This is a genomic window from Desulforhabdus amnigena, assembly GCF_027925305.1.
In the GTDB taxonomy this organism is placed as follows: domain Bacteria; phylum Desulfobacterota; class Syntrophobacteria; order Syntrophobacterales; family Syntrophobacteraceae; genus Desulforhabdus; species Desulforhabdus amnigena.
Map to the genome: position 1 here is coordinate 785,466 of NZ_BSDR01000001.1, position 14,671 is coordinate 800,136.

The following is a 14,671-nucleotide window of genomic DNA, read 5'->3' on the forward strand; positions in this document are numbered from 1 at the left end:
AGTACTTGTGCCAGTGTGAAACACACTTGCAGGATTCACGTACAGGGACTTGCACCCCATGAGTTCACGCCCATGCCAGGCGTACACAAAGACTCAAGCGGACCCGGCGGCCACATGCCATCTGATAATCCGAGCTGCAATTCGTTGCTCAGTGCCGTTTCAGCCGGGCCACTCAGCCCCCGGCGTGTGTGCCGGGCATGGCACAGAGCTTGTGAGGTGCAAGTCCTCCTGGAGCCGGAGGAGAGAACTCTCCCCCAGATCGAGTCGCCGGGGAGAGGTTGCGAGGCCTTGCCCTATCCCGATTAGACGCGCAGATTCTCCATTCCATCAGTCGTAAACCAATAGAAGGAGGATGCAAAAATGGATCAGACTTTTTGGTTGTGTGTTCTCGTAAGCTTTGTAGGTCTCACAGTGGTGGCCGGAATTGTCTTCTTTGGCTTGAGCATCTTTACGCTTAACGTCAAGAAGTATTGGATCGACAATCCATTCTTCATCCGACTGCTTGAACTCTGGGATCGTGACGGTGTGCGCCCGCAGGTTCGACATTTCATGGAGGCATATGTTGACTATCTTGAGCGTCGAAACGAGTTCTGGACTACGTATGGACAAGTGCTAGTCGCTGTTCTGATCATCATCGTTCTCACTATTCTTCTGCTTACAAAGACCATTACCGCAGAAGCGGGACTTCCGATTTTATCCGCGATATCCGGCTTCGCGATCGCAAAGGGCGTTACAGGTACGAGGCCCAGCGCCAGTGGCCCCGATGTTGAAAAAAACGGCTGATTCCGTTTCGCCTTGAGTCGTGAAATGCGTAAGAGGAGATACGCTGTCAAGCGAGTCTACAAGGATGATCATCTAATTGGCCTGATAATGGTTCGCGTCGCCTGCGGCGTCTCGAACTCTGCCTCAAGCGAACCCGGCGATCCGTGGTGCTATCACAATCAGCGGTTTTGCCCGAAATTCAGTATCATTTCGGCCAGGCCGCTTACGCTTAAGTTGTGCCCGTGTACCCGAGAGTCAGCGGGAAACAGAAAAAGCCGAGTTAATCCCATATTGGGATCATGGTATTTTTGATTTATGAGGATTATATCGCGGAAAAGACTTAAGGAGTTTTGAGAGAGACACCCCGATGCGGAGCAACCGCTCCAGGCATGGTATGCCGACATGAAGACATCCAGGGCGCGAAGCGCGCCTCGGAACAAGGTACTTCACCTAACAGTTCGTCCGTAAAGCCTGCAGCTTGCCGTCCGCTCCGCAGGTGAGCGCCGCAATCAGATGATCAAAAGCCAATGGAAGTAGCTCATTAAAATCTCTTGCCAATCCCCATGAAAGAGGATAAAGTATGCGCATCGTGAATGCGCAAAGGAGATCGTCATGCAAGAGAGTCTCTATAATGCCCAAGCCCCAAAAAAGTCTACAAATCTTAGTATTAACAGCGACCTCCTTCGGAAGGCGAAAGATCATCGCATCAACCTTTCCAAGGCTTTAGAACAACGTCTTATCGAAATTCTATTGGAGGAAAAACGCCGGGAATGGCGGGAAGAGAATCGAGAGGCCATTGAAGCCTACAATCGCCGCATCGAAGCAGGTGGAGTGTTCAGTGATGGTTTGAGGAGGTTTTGATGGCACAGTTTGATGTCTTTGAAAATCCCAATGAAGAAACCAATCAAGCAATTCCTTATCTACTCGACGTCCAGGCCGACTTGCTCGATGGCCTTTCAACACGTGTAGTTGTCCCGCTCATAGCCTCCTCAGCTATGGGCAAACCCATAAAGCATCTCAATCCTCAATTCACAATAAGAGATACCCCAGTGTTTATGTCCACAGCGGAATTGGCCGGTATCCACATTCGATTTATGGGAGAGAAGGTCAGCTCGCTAAAAGACCAGCGTCATGACATCATTGCTGCACTTGATTTCTTATTCACCGGTTTCTGATGTGCCTCGGCTTCGTCGCTTCTCTCATCTGGCTGAGATGAAATGTCAACAAAACCTAGGTGTAGCTTGGCGGAAATCCTCCTGCCCCCCTCTCACGCACTCAGAGCCTTTCCTTTGCATGTCCATTTGAATGGTTTGGCCATCGTGCGATTGAAGTAGTCGATAAATGCGGGCAGCTTTTCTTTCAGGTCGTTGGTGCTGAGAAAGCTTGCACGCTTTAGCAGCTTTCTGACCAGGATGCTGAACCAGATCTCGACTCGTGCTGTGCAATGGCTAATGGGGCGATCCGAGAGGGCTGGATCTCCCGCAGGCAACGGCAAACAGATGGGTCAGTTGTTCCGCGCCCCCGGGCAGTCCGGCGATGGCTCCATCTGATTTTTGGGATTCGCGTATTGATGAAGAATCCGACCTGCATGGCGAAACCGCTGCGGCTACCAGAACCTCCATTGGCCGGTCGAAAGCACATAGATGCCAAGACAAAGATTAGTGACTCCATGAGAGAGAATGCATTGAGAGATGCTTTTGGTGCCGTAGAGCAGGAGATTATAGGCAAGCCCTCCGAGGATTCCGGCAATGATCAGGTGGTGTTCCAGGCCAAAGAGAATCGAACTTATGACAAACGACGGCCAGGAAAAGAAACCGATGGGGATCGTGTCAAACTGCTTGTCGGTGATATAGCGAATGAGAAAGGATCTCCAGAAGAGCTCTTCCATAATGGGCACAATCACGACAGCTCCGAGCAGCCTGACGGCGATGCTCAAGGCTCTTGCCATATCCCCCTTCAGGAGGGTCGGGTCAAAACCCTTTCCTTCTGCCCCAAAAGAGTAGTCCACGTTGATCCACATGACGAATACGAGAACCCCCGTTGCTAGGTTCTGTTGACATTTCACCTCAACCAGATGAGAGCTGCGACAAAGCCAAGAAAGCCCAAGAAGCTTCTGTCGAGCTTGTCGAATCTGGAGAAGATGCGTCTGAAATGTTTGATCTTGCTCATAAAGCACTCGATCAGATGTCGTTCGTGGTAGCGGCATTGGTCGTATTCACGGGGCTCTTTGCGATTGGACCGGGGTGGAATCACAGCAGTAGCTCCAGATTGGGTGATCGCCTGGACGAAGGCATCCGAATCATAGCCCTTGTCTCCCAGTGCATGAGCGAAGGTGAAACCCTCGATAAGAGCCGGTCCCTGTTCGATGTCACTCTTCTGACCGGGAGTGAGAATGAACCTCAGGGGATTTCCCAAGCCATCTACCGCTACGTGGATCTTGGTGGAAAAACCTCCTCGGCTGCGCCCGAGAGCCTGTGTCTCTTGTCCACCGGATCTTTTGAGGGCTCCGGCAGCACAGGGATGGGCACGAACAATGGTGCTGTCAAACATGAAGTTCTCCATATCGGGATCATCTATGAAGTGCTCGTGCATTCTGGAGAAGATACCCTTGTTACACCAGCGGGCGAATCGTTTATAGACACTGTTCCAGTTACCGAATTTCTCCGGGAGCAGTCTCCACTGAGCACCACTTCGTGTAATCCAAAGGAGTGCCTCAATGAAAAGACGGCAATCACCTTCTTCTCCTACGTAAACATCCACACAGGAGCGAAGGAATTGGAGGATCTTCAACCATGTTTCATCTTGTAGTAGTGCTGTTGACATCTGTTAATTAGAACCCAAATGTCAACAGAACCTAAGCTGGTCAAGGAATGGGAGAGCTTCGTCAGGTCCCTCCATTTTATTTCATAGTAGAGAGCCCGAAAGAAGAGCAAAGCCGCACCGACGGTCAGCGCCTTCATGGGATACACGAAAAAGGTAAGGTGTTCATGGAAGGGAAGGGCCCAATGCCTTTCCATGAATCGGGCCAGTTCCTCGAGCCCGACGAAGGCCATGAAAAGTGCGAAGGGAAAGATCCTCGGAAAAGTAAGGCTTTTGAACCATTCTATTCTCATGTCCGGTTCGGGCTGTTTCACGGCCTTCATTTCCTCCACTGATTGAGAATGCCAACCCGTATACTCTTGCGCCATCGCCTGGATCCATATCGGCAGGATTGCATGAAAACTGAAGCTCTGTGTATTCTTTTATCGGGTTATGTCTTCCTCAGGCGGTTTGCCGGGATGCGTTCGCTCCATTGGAAGAATCGGCGTCGAAATGGTAATCGCCTCTCAGGAATGCCGCAGCAATGGCGTTGACACTCGATTCGCTGTGCATGAGCATATCCATCTGCCGGGTGAAGATGAGAAGACGACCGATCATGTCCAATTTTTCCTCGATCACCGGGAGTTCGTATTTTTGGAAACGGGCGTCCACACGGTCGCCCATGACTTCCACGGAAAAATCCAGTTCTTGCAGAATAATGGCAATGGAACGGACACGCCGGCTGCGTCTCACGTCGTCCGCCGCGCCTCCCTTGAAGGAAAAGGTGATGTAGTTCTTGTTCACCGTTTTGCCGCAGTACGAATCGAGAATACTATAATGATAACCCACACGGGAACTGAAATTGAGGTACTTGTCCGAAACAATGGCATAGCTCCGGTCTCCAAACCGGTCGGCGCTGTGCGGGTTGGAAAGCATCTGTTCGCTCATGACGGAAAAGAATCCCTTCAACTGAACGGGACGCGGTTTTTGGTGCTGTAGTTCCTCGTTCAACATTCCCTTCAGGAGAGCTTTGAAGGGGGTCGAGACAACCTTCTCCACCTCCACTTTTCTGGCTTTTTCACCCGGGTTTTCCAGTCCTCCCCCCAGATCGATCACGTACAAGTCCAGAGGAAGCCTGGCAGCGAGTTTCAATGCACAGCCTTCTCCATCAGAGACGTAGTCGCTGATGGTAAACATCTCCGTATAAGAAAATTCGTGCACCAAACGCATGATGTCGTGCAGGGATCTGCAGTATTGGGGAGTAAAAGTAGGAGCCTTGGGGTCATAGAGATGAAGGGATACAATGGAATCCGCCACTTTTTTCAGTGTCTCGTAGACGGGCGTATCCTTCATATGGGATTCACGTACGGGTTGAAGACTCAAGAGTTCAGGAACTTTCCCTTCATAGACTCTACCTGAATAGGCATCCACGGTTATTTCCGTGCCGTTGGCAATGGTTGCTGTGGCGTGCTTTACATTCATGAGGGTCGGAATCCCGAATTCTCGGGCAAGGGATGCCATATGGCCGCTCACACTGCCGGAATCCGTCACAATGGCCTGCGCCTTGTTCATGACAACGACAAACTTGGGTGAAGAATGCCTGGCCACAAGGATCGCTCCTTCGGGGAAATTGGTGAGGTCTTCTTCCTTGTGAATATGGAAGGCATTTCCACAACCCACACCCGGATAGGCGGCTTCGCCACCTTCCAGGAGAACTTTATAGCCGGAAAGCTGTGTATCCATTTCAGCAAGGTTTTGCCGTTCGGGAATTTCGAGGTGCAGGGGACGTGTCTGCAGGACCATCAAGTTATTGTCGCGGTCGAGAGCCCATTCCATATCCTGTGGACAGCCGTAGTGCTGCTCCAGCCTTATGGCGTAATCGGCAAGAGAGCGAATCTGTTCGGGAGAAAGACAGAGGGTGTCCCGCCGGTCCGCTTCCACAGGAACTTCCATGAGCCCCCCGTCGGGATTGCTGACCAGCTGCACCGGCTTAGTGGAAACTTCAGTCTGGAGGATGGTCCGATGGGCATCTTTTGCCACTTTGTAGGAATCGGGAGTGATCACGCCGTCGACGGCATAAGGGCCTAAACCCCAGACAGCACTGATGAGAACGTTGTCATCGAGTATCTTGTAGGGATGACGTGAATAAGCGACACCGCTTGCCACCGATTCCACCATCTGGATGCAGGCCACACTCATGGCAATGTCTTCATCGCGAATGCCTTTGCTGACGCGATAGGATATGGCGCGGGGAGTGTACAGACTGGCGATAATGAAACTGTAGGTCTGAACAAGCCGGTCGCGGGGAACATTGAGCATGGAAAGATACTGACCGGCATAGGAAAGTTCGCTGTCTTCCCCTATGGCGCTGCTCCGCATGGAAACCGATGTCGAGAAATCACCGCTTCCCTTGGCTTTGATTCTTTTCATCATATGATCATAAGCGTAGAGAATGGCTTTGCCCAATTCATGAGGGACGGGAGAAGAGATGATAAGTCTTTGGATGTTTTCGCTGATTTGATTGATGCTTTCGGGATTGTCGGGGTCGAGCTCGATTTTTATGCGGTTGATTTCATCCACCAGATCGTTGGCCGCCAGAAAATAGTTGTAAGCCTGAGTCGTGATGGCAAACCCTTCGGGAATCGGCAGCTTGACCAGATTCAACACTTCCCCGAGATTGGCGTTCTTGCCTCCGACCCAGTCAACCATTTCCTTGGTCACGCGGGAATAGGGCAGGATCCATTCCGTCATGGGGCTTTCTTTTCTCTTGCCGAGGTCATCCTTTATCTTTTGGTTGATCTCTTCGAGAATGGTAAAGAGCGCAGGATACTTATGCCCCGAGAGGGAATCCAGGCTCTTAACCATGCGCAGCGTATGAAAGACTGCGCGTGCCGACTGGGACCTCAGGTAGGACATTCCGAAGAGTTGCTGCCCCAAGAGTTTTTGTTCCATATCCGTGATGATCTTGGAAAGCTCCGCATTGGAATCCAGCAACTCTTTGAACCGTTCGTACTTGCTTTTGAAAACTTCCGAGAGTACATCTTTGGACGGTTTGGGTTTTGAAGATCTGAACCAGTTGAGAATATTAAGTTTCTCCAGCATCTTTGATGCACTCCCTATGATCGTTTAAAAAAGTCCCTTCCGTACGGCCGACTCACCGGAATAAACAGTGAAAATGCCGATCCTCGTTTTGTTTGTCCTCGAAATTTTTATCCTATCCGCATCGATGCTTTTCTTCAATATATACTTGCCCTCATGCCGAATAATCGGTAATGGATTGAGTGCGTTATGGGGTGTGGACCTTCGAGCGGCCTTCGTCGAAGAATTCTTAAGGTGCATCCGGATGGCATTTTTCAGACAGGTTCCCGGCAAGTTTGGACCTTCTCCGGGGGATCACTTGTATGTTATTTAAATAATTACAATCGTATATATTATATACAGGCACAATCGGGAAATCCACGATGTTCAGACAGATCGCTTTGCGAACCAAAATATTTCTCATCCTTGCGGCACTGGTGTTGATCACCGTGACGGGCAGTGGCCTGACCATGTCCATGATCTATCGTATCGGTTCGACGCTCACCTCTGTCCTCGATACCAATGTTGTCGCGCTCAATGTGGCGCAGGGATTGGAAACTTCTCTCGTTATGCAAAAGGGCTTTCTGACTTACTTCTTTCTGGATGGCGATGCGGCGTGGCTCAAACAGCTCGATCAGTACCAGGAAGCCTTTGAGGATTGGCTCCGAAAAGCCAGAACTACGGCCTACACACTCGAACAGCGTCAGATCCTCAATGAGATTGAATCCAAATATATCCGTTATAGTTACGGCCGTGACCAGGTGCTGACACTGTATAAGAGCGGAGATAGAGAAGAGGGATTCAAACAGCACAGGCAGATACGAAACGAGTTTTTCGCCATACGTGATTTGTGCGAAAAGTACAAGTCGGAGCATGAAAAGAGTATCCGTGCGGCTCGCAAGGAAATTCGCTCCGAGTTCCGCTTCGTCAACATCATGGCCATAACGGCCATGCCCGGCGCAATTCTATTGGGTGCGCTCCTGCTCTATATCCTTTTCAATCAGGTACTGGAACCCATACGGCAACTGGCATATGCCGGGGAAAAGGACGGCAAGAGCGGGCGGATTGTCGACGAAGTCAAGGCCTTGAGCCGCCGGGTCACCAGTCTCATGGAGGATGTCGATCAGACTCAATCAGAATTACAGCAAAGCCGGGAGCACCTTCTACAAACGGAAAAGCTGGCCATGGTGGGAAAGCTTGCTGCCGGTGTAGCGCATACCATCCGCAATCCACTCACTTCCGTCAAGATGCGTCTCTTCTCCATGGAAAGATCGTTGGAACTTTCTCCCACTCAAAAAGAAGATTTTGAAGTCATTTCTGATGAAATCCGCCATATAGATACCATTGTAAGAAATTTTCTGGAATTCTCCCGGCCTCCCAAACTGAAGATTCAGAGCGTAAGCCCTTCCGATGTGGTGGATATGGCCATTCAACTCTTGCGCCACCGCCTGGAATCGTACGGCGTAGAAGTGGAACTCTACCGTCAGCGGAGGCTGCCCGAAATCGAAGGCGATGCCGAACAATTGAAGGAAGTTTTGGTCAACCTTATCGTCAATGCCTGTGAAGCCATGACGGATGGGGGCAAGATAATGATCCGGGAAGAGGAAGGGGTAGCGGACCCTCTGGGGCGTGTAGCCGTAATCCGTTTGAGCGACAATGGGCCGGGAATTCCTGTATCTCTCCAGGACAAAGTTTTTCAGCCTTTTTTCAGCACTAAGGAAGAAGGCACGGGACTGGGCTTGAGCATCGCCGCACGGATCATAGAAGATCACAAGGGGTGGTTGAATGTTCGCTCAAAGGAAGGGAAGGGCACGACTTTTACCATCACCCTTCCCTGTAAGGAGGATGGCATTTGGCTTCGATCCTGATTGTCGACGACGATGCGCATCTGCGGCAGAGCTTTGAAAAGCTTTTGAGCCAGGAAGGACATACCGTAAGAACCGCAGCCAGTGGTGAGGCGGCCCTTGCCTTGGTGGGGTCGCAGCAGTTTGATCTTGTCATTATGGATGTACGCATGCCCGGGATGAATGGTCTGGATACTTTTCAGACCATGCGCAAGATCGAACCCAAGCTTCCGGTGATCATCATGACGGCGTTCGGCACAACGGAGACCGCCATCGAAGCCACCAAAATGGGTGCATTTGACTATGTTCTTAAACCCTTCGAAATTCCCGAAGTTCTGCTTGTGATCGAGCAAGCCCTGGAAGCGGGGCGTTTCATGCGCTCCAGAGTGGAACTGGATGTCGTTCCAGAATCGGCATCCCTTGAAGCCATTATCGGCCGAAGCAAGGCCATGCAGGAGGTCTACAAGGCAATCGGCCGGGTTGCTCCGACAGATGCTACCGTCCTCATCCGAGGGGAGTCGGGGACCGGCAAGGAATTGGTGGCCCGTGCCATCTATCAGCACAGTCTTCGAGCGGATAAACCTTTTCTGGTGATCAACTGTGTGGCCATTCCTGAAACGCTCCTGGAAAGCGAACTCTTCGGATATGAAAAAGGCGCTTTCACGGGAGCGGTAAACCGCCGCGTGGGAAGAATCGAACAGGCCAACGGCGGCACTGTCTTTCTGGATGAAATTGGAGATATGCCTTTCGGCATTCAGGCAAAGATCCTGCGCCTGCTGCAGGAAAAGAGCATCGAAAGGCTGGGAGGGCGGGAACCTATTCCCGTGGATGTGCGCATCATAGGGGCTACCAACCGGGATCTTGAGGCCTCCCTTGCAGAGGGCCGTTTTCGTGAAGACCTCTATTATCGTCTCAAAGTGGTAACCCTCTGGCTTCCCCCCTTGCGCGAACGATCGGGAGACATTTCCCTCCTTTCGGATTTCTTCCTGGCGCGTTTCGCTCAGGAAATGGGGATCAGCAATCCGGGAATAACGGAAAAGGCAAAGGCGCTGCTCGATGGACATACATGGCCTGGAAACGTCCGCGAACTGGCCAACACACTGCAAAAGGCCCTCATATTCAGCCGTGGCTGTCCCATTGGTCCCGAGGATGTCGTTCAGGCGATCGGTTCCGATTCACCGACGAAAAACGGCAGGGAAGATGTGACGGAAGAAACCATAAGACAATGGATCCGCAAATCGCTTGCTACGGCTGATGCGGAGAACATGTTTGAATATTTCATGGATACATTTGCCGGTCTGCTCATTTCTGAAGCCCTCAAGCTAGCAGGGGGCAACCGAAGCCGAACGGCCAAGATTCTGGGGCTTTCCCGCCCGACGCTTCTTTCGAAAATAGAAAAATACCGGCTGAAACTGGAAACGTCGGTTTTGAGCGATTCAACGGAGTGATACGAAGAAGGTGTGGCTGAGAGAAAATATATGCATTCTTATGGCTTAAGAAACCAAGATCTGTGAGGGAACAGAGGATGATCGCAAAAGCTCGTGATATTATGGTTACTCGTTTTCATACACTTCGTCCTGAAATGACCATCGTGCAAGCCATTCGGTACTTTAAAACAGCCGGTGAGGAAGAGGGAAGCAAAGTCTTTGGAATGATGGTTACCAACGAAAAGGGAGAACTGATCGGGATGCTTTCCATGTATGACATTCTCCTTTTCATACGGCCCAGTAAAAGCCGCAACTGGCAGGGGATGGATGACCTGGAAATCGACGATCTCCTGGAAGAAACCTGTGCCAATGCCAAAACCACTCTGGTGAGCGACATCATGACGTCCGATGTGATCACCGTATCTGTGGACACCCACGTGATCAAAATCCTGGATACGATGATCCGCAGGTATATCCGTCGGTTGCCCGTCATGGACGGCAAAAGGATCGTGGGTATGCTTTATCTTTCCAATGTTTTCGAATACCTGTGCAATAAAATTGTTTCCAGGTAGGTTGTGCGGCCTTGAAATCCATTGAAGACGGGTTTTTTTTCGCAGATTGAATGATGGACGTTTCCCAATTTCTGGCAGAGTGTCTGCTCCTTGACCTCGAAACCCGTGGCGACAAAATCGACCGCATCGGCGCCATACGAGGCGATGCGGTTTTTGAACGAAAAGGGCGCTTCGATCTGCGGCGGGCACTTCGCGAACTGGATGTATTTTCAGCCGGTGTGCCCTATCTCCTGGGGCATAACCTGCTTGATCACGACGTCCCTACCTTGCACCGCGTCGGCGGACAGTTGCAGCTCCTGAAAAAACCCGTTGTCGATACGCTCTTTCTCTCTCCATTGGCTTTTCCTGAAAATCCATATCACCGCCTCGTAAAGGACTATAAACTGGTCAAAGAAGCCCTCAACGACCCGGTTGCAGATGCACGGCTGGCAGCTTCCCTGTTCCGGGATGAATGGGAACGGTTTACATTCCTTCAAAATCAAGGGCACTGGGAAGTACTTTCCCTTTACAGAACCTGTTTTGATGGGACCGGTTTCGGCGGTGAAATCAGCCAGGGAGGATTCGTCTCGCTTTTCAAAGCCCTGGGTGTCTCCGCGGCACTGGAAAAAGATGTACCGGACCTTCTCATCAGGATTGTCGGTGACCGGGTGTGCCGGGCAGCTCTGGCTGATGTTTTGGGGGAATGTTTCCGTCACATGCAGGAACGAACAGCCCTGGCCTATGCGGTGGCCTGGCTGGAACGTGCCGGTTTTCTGGAACGCAATCACAACGAGACCCGTGTCTTTCAGGGAAAAGTGCAGGTGCTCCAGGTGGACGATGGACATCATCAGGCCATGGCTTTCGTGTCTGAACTGCAGCGCCTTCGGCAGCTCAAACTCCAAGGGACAGGAAGAAGAGCGCCGGGTTTTCTATGTGGCCATGACGCGTGCCAAAGAGACTCTTTGCCTCATTCGTCGGGAAAAATCGAAAAATCCCCACCTGAAATTGCTGCAGGGCGATTTTATGCTGCAAAGGCCTGGATCTTTCCTGCCCGATGCTCCCCGCACCGCCATGGAGCATAGCTATGAACTGCTCGGCATGCAGGACCTTTTCCTGGATTATGCCGGGCGCAGACCCCGGACGGATTTTATCCACAAAAGCCTTGCGGCGCTCAAACCGGGCAGCCGGCTCAAAGCCCGCCGGCGCGGAGACAGGGTGGAACTGTTGGACGAGCAGGAGTGCACCGTGGCCGTCCTCTCTCGGACGGCTTCCCGAGACTGGATTCCCCGCATCCCCCGGATCAAAGCCGTGCGGGTGGTGGCCATGGTGCAAAGGGAAAGTCGGGATTCGGGCGAAGAGTTTCAGCAACACTGTCGATGTGCCCGGTGGGAAATCCCCTGGGTGGAAGTGCTCGTTGATGCCGCCGGCTCTACTTCTTCGTCAAAGGCTCCCACCGATCCTTCAGTCTGTCCATAACTTGCGGTAAAGTCGTGTATTCCATCTCGTCCATGGGTAGCCGATGTGGCTCAAATGGACCATGACTGCGCATATGATTGGCCAGGGTATTGGACAATCGGCGGGCCTCGTCGAAGCCCGGGTCGTCAAACATGTCACGGGGACCGATCAGACGGCCTCCAGCCAGTTGGAAGCCCAGGGCGATCACGCGTGGGGGGCCGTCAAAGCGACTCGGGGTGGCATGACGTAACGGCACGGGCATCAAGGGACCGTGGTGAGATCCGCGCATCCACCCCTCGACCACATGGGGCATGGTGAAGGGTTCCAAAACTTCCCCCACGGCTGGGAACTTGCCCTGAGACCGAACCACACACACGGGGTCGTCCTTGCCCACATACTTGCCGGCAATAAGCGCCAGGCGCTCGGTTGACGAGACGGCTGCGATTTCACCGTCTCTCGCATACACCGCCTTGACCAGGTATCGCCCTGTAGCACCAATAAAAACGAGGAGGTCATAGAGTTCTTGCGGCGTATCAAAGAAAATGCGCTTTGCCCCCTTGACGTCATGGACCTCATACCGGAATCCGTCGTGCATGGTTGGAGCGATGACGAGTCCGGCCGTGTTGAAGGGGTCGGCAAAAATTTTGTAGAGGGGCAAATTCCAGGCCCCGGCTGAAGTCTTGTCGGCCATAAATATGATGATCGGTTCAGAGGTCCGTTCAACGAACTCCATTTCGGCCAAACCGGGCCCCATCCCTCTCACGTTGCCGGAAAAAGCATCGGCGAGAAGGTCCTGTCCGGCGCCATAAAGTTTCAGCTTCCTGGCCACATCGGTACAGGCCTTAAAAGTATCCCATGCCAGCTGGTGGATCTCTTGATTATCCGGTTTCTTGTGATGGGTCATGATGAGCTGCAGGTCGTCACCGCAGGAAGTGACATGGAAATCTACGATGAGCCCCCGGCCTTGTGCGCTCTCCAGACGGCGGTTTGCTTCCTCGATCAAATCGCCGTGCATGGCGGAATGCCCCACAAAGCCTCCCACATCAGCCTTGATGACACTGAGAGTAATCTTCTCTTCCATCTTATACTCCCTTTGGTTTTAGGGATGCTTGTCACAGCAATGAAAAACTTTCAAAAAACAGATCGTCCAGAATTGTTGTTCTCCCCACATTTTATCCTGCTGTCCATTCCCCCTGTGCTGAGGTATCGAAGCATGAACGGACATGGCCCTTCGATACCTCAGGGTGAACGGTTTGTTTTGTTAAAAAACTTTTGATCGGGTGTTTAGCACTACTAGCTCTTTTTACCGAATACCTCCTGGGGCTTTGTGGTGTCTCCGCCAGCGCCGGGAAAGTTGGGATACTTATAGGCCGGCTTGTTGGTTTCGAGAAGTTGATTGGCCCCTTCCATGAATTCCACAAACCGCTTTTTACATTCATAGAAACCGTGCCACCAAGCATAATCCGGGGCCATCATCGCTACTCCCATGCGCGCCCTGCGCCCTTCATGGTGCCATAGTTCATAAAATTCCCACTCCAGTTTTTCGTCAAAAAACGGTTTCGGTGCCAGCAGGTTCTTGGCATAGAGATCATCCAACATCTGCTTGGCGGGTTTGTAGTAGACATCGTTGTAGTTCGCCACGGCGGCATCCAAATGAGCATAATGATTCTTGGTCCAGGTGTCGCTGTGGCACTGGTTGCAGATCGCCTGCATTTTCTTGCGTTCCACTTCCCAGTTGGTATTGGCCGGGAAGGCCTGGAAATCCTGCGGATGCACGGTAAGGGGAGCTTGAGTTTCCCAGGAAAGTCGCTCTGTTACATCATGGGTACCGATCACCGGGCCGGCTCCGGACATATGGCACGAGGCGCAGGTCGGGCCGCGATAGTCAACCCCTGGTGTCCAAAGGCCCGGCGCCACATTCCAGTTGTATTGATCGCCAAAGGCGGCATATATGTCGCCGTGTTTCGATTCGGTGTAAATTTCAATCTGCGGGTGGTCTGGACCCAGATGACATTGTCCGCAAGCTTCGGGTTTGCGTGCGTCCATCACGGCAAAGCGATGCCGGGTATGGCAACTGGTGCAGCTGCCCAAGCTACCGTCCAGGTTCACTCGTCCCACACCCACGTTGGGCCATGTGTTCGGTTCCAGCTCACCCTGGGCATTCATTTTGAGCACCGTGCCATGACATTTGTAGCAGCCGGAGGTCCTCTCGATATCGTTGTTCAGCCCCTGATTGAGCCATGGATCGATGGTCCAAATGATCTGGATGGTGTTGGCGTGCTTACTGCGGCTGTATTGTTTGGTTTCATCCGGATGACAGCGGGAACAGTCCTTGGGCGTGACTACACCGGTTACCGGCACGCGATATTGCGCAGTGCCCCACTTGTTGTCGGAGAGTTCATATTGCTTGTAATGTTGTTTGCTGACATCGGGATCGAATTCCTCGGCCTTGTGACAATCGAGGCAGGTGATGTTGGCCGAGGCGTGGCGGCTCATAGCCCAATCGGTAAAGATACCGGGCGACGTTATCTTATGGCATTCGATGCAGGCCTGCGCCTGTGGACTCATGCCCCGCTCCAGGCGAAATTCTTTGGCCATTGCGAAGTTGCTCTCGACTTTCGCCGGCGACTCAGCTTTCTTGACTTCCTGAGCTGAGACAAAAAGATTCATACAAATGACCAAAGCAAGCACCCCAATCGCCATAAGACTTCCCCCAAGCACTCTTCTCATTGCCAGCCTCCTTCACTTTTATTCA

Annotated in this window: 14 protein-coding genes and 1 pseudogene; 8 read left to right on the forward strand and 7 right to left on the reverse strand. The window is 52.0% G+C overall.

Annotation, left to right across the window (positions count from 1 at the left end; genetic code table 11):
• Positions 1-360 precede the first annotated feature (360 nt).
• The 3 genes from QMG16_RS03495 (at position 361) to QMG16_RS03505 (ending at position 1,937) form a co-directional block, all read left to right on the forward strand.
• Complete coding sequence (locus QMG16_RS03495; protein ID WP_281792284.1) at positions 361-783, forward strand: hypothetical protein; 423 nt, start codon at positions 361-363, stop codon at positions 781-783.
• Between the two features lie 591 nt (positions 784-1,374).
• Positions 1,375-1,623, forward strand: coding sequence for a type II toxin-antitoxin system CcdA family antitoxin (locus tag QMG16_RS03500; RefSeq protein WP_281792285.1), 249 nt, complete (start codon positions 1,375-1,377; stop codon positions 1,621-1,623).
• A complete protein-coding gene (locus QMG16_RS03505) occupies positions 1,623-1,937 on the forward strand; it encodes a CcdB family protein (protein ID WP_281792286.1) in 315 nt (104 codons plus the stop codon). The genes QMG16_RS03500 and QMG16_RS03505 overlap by 1 nt, the downstream gene beginning before the upstream one ends.
• 431 nt (positions 1,938-2,368) lie before the next feature.
• On the opposite strand, the gene QMG16_RS03510 is transcribed toward QMG16_RS03505, so the two are convergent.
• The 4 genes from QMG16_RS03510 to QMG16_RS03525 form a co-directional block, all read right to left on the reverse strand.
• Positions 2,369-2,770, reverse strand: a complete 402-nt coding sequence (locus QMG16_RS03510; protein WP_281792287.1) for a CAAX prenyl protease-related protein — start codon at positions 2,768-2,770, stop codon at positions 2,369-2,371.
• Positions 2,771-2,823: 53 nt separating this feature from the next.
• Complete coding sequence (locus QMG16_RS03515) at positions 2,824-3,585, reverse strand: IS5 family transposase (RefSeq protein WP_281792288.1); 762 nt, start codon at positions 3,583-3,585, stop codon at positions 2,824-2,826.
• A complete protein-coding gene (locus QMG16_RS03520; RefSeq protein ID WP_281792289.1) occupies positions 3,549-3,950 on the reverse strand; it encodes a hypothetical protein in 402 nt (133 codons plus the stop codon). Before QMG16_RS03520 ends, QMG16_RS03515 begins: the two co-directional genes overlap by 37 nt.
• Before the next feature lie 73 nt (positions 3,951-4,023).
• Positions 4,024-6,663 (reverse strand): PEP/pyruvate-binding domain-containing protein, encoded by a 2,640-nt coding sequence (locus tag QMG16_RS03525; RefSeq protein WP_281792290.1) that lies wholly within the window; start codon positions 6,661-6,663, stop codon positions 4,024-4,026.
• A 359-nt stretch (positions 6,664-7,022) separates the two neighbouring features.
• Here QMG16_RS03525 and QMG16_RS03530 point away from each other — a divergent pair, with 359 nt between their 5' ends.
• The 3 genes from QMG16_RS03530 (at position 7,023) to QMG16_RS03540 (ending at position 10,482) form a co-directional block, all read left to right on the forward strand.
• Complete coding sequence (locus QMG16_RS03530) at positions 7,023-8,507, forward strand: ATP-binding protein (protein ID WP_281792291.1); 1,485 nt, start codon at positions 7,023-7,025, stop codon at positions 8,505-8,507.
• Positions 8,492-9,931 (forward strand): sigma-54-dependent transcriptional regulator, encoded by a 1,440-nt coding sequence (locus QMG16_RS03535; protein WP_281792292.1) that lies wholly within the window; start codon positions 8,492-8,494, stop codon positions 9,929-9,931. Before QMG16_RS03530 ends, QMG16_RS03535 begins: the two co-directional genes overlap by 16 nt.
• 77 nt (positions 9,932-10,008) lie before the next feature.
• Entirely contained in the window at positions 10,009-10,482 is a 474-nt protein-coding gene (locus tag QMG16_RS03540; RefSeq protein ID WP_281792293.1) for a CBS domain-containing protein, read from the forward strand.
• 209 nt (positions 10,483-10,691) lie between these two features.
• Here QMG16_RS03540 and QMG16_RS19510 read toward each other — a convergent pair whose 3' ends face one another.
• Positions 10,692-11,309, reverse strand: coding sequence for a hypothetical protein (locus tag QMG16_RS19510; RefSeq protein ID WP_373878651.1), 618 nt, complete (start codon positions 11,307-11,309; stop codon positions 10,692-10,694).
• On the opposite strand from QMG16_RS19510, the pseudogene QMG16_RS19515 reads away from it, so the two are divergent.
• Both QMG16_RS19515 and QMG16_RS03550 read left to right on the forward strand, forming a co-directional pair.
• Positions 11,299-11,400, forward strand: a pseudogene (locus tag QMG16_RS19515) (hypothetical protein); the annotation flags it as partial. The gene QMG16_RS19510 and the pseudogene QMG16_RS19515 sit on opposite strands and share 11 nt — an antisense overlap.
• Positions 11,401-11,484: 84 nt before the next feature.
• A complete protein-coding gene (locus QMG16_RS03550) occupies positions 11,485-11,937 on the forward strand; it encodes a hypothetical protein (protein ID WP_281792295.1) in 453 nt (150 codons plus the stop codon).
• Here the strand turns inward: QMG16_RS03550 and fbp are convergent.
• Positions 11,891-12,997, reverse strand: a complete 1,107-nt coding sequence (gene fbp / locus QMG16_RS03555; protein ID WP_281792296.1) for a fructose-1,6-bisphosphate aldolase/phosphatase — start codon at positions 12,995-12,997, stop codon at positions 11,891-11,893. The genes QMG16_RS03550 and fbp overlap by 47 nt on opposite strands.
• A 212-nt stretch (positions 12,998-13,209) precedes the next feature.
• Entirely contained in the window at positions 13,210-14,586 is a 1,377-nt protein-coding gene (locus QMG16_RS03560; RefSeq protein ID WP_373878708.1) for a multiheme c-type cytochrome, read from the reverse strand.
• Between the last annotated feature and the right edge of the window lie 85 nt (positions 14,587-14,671).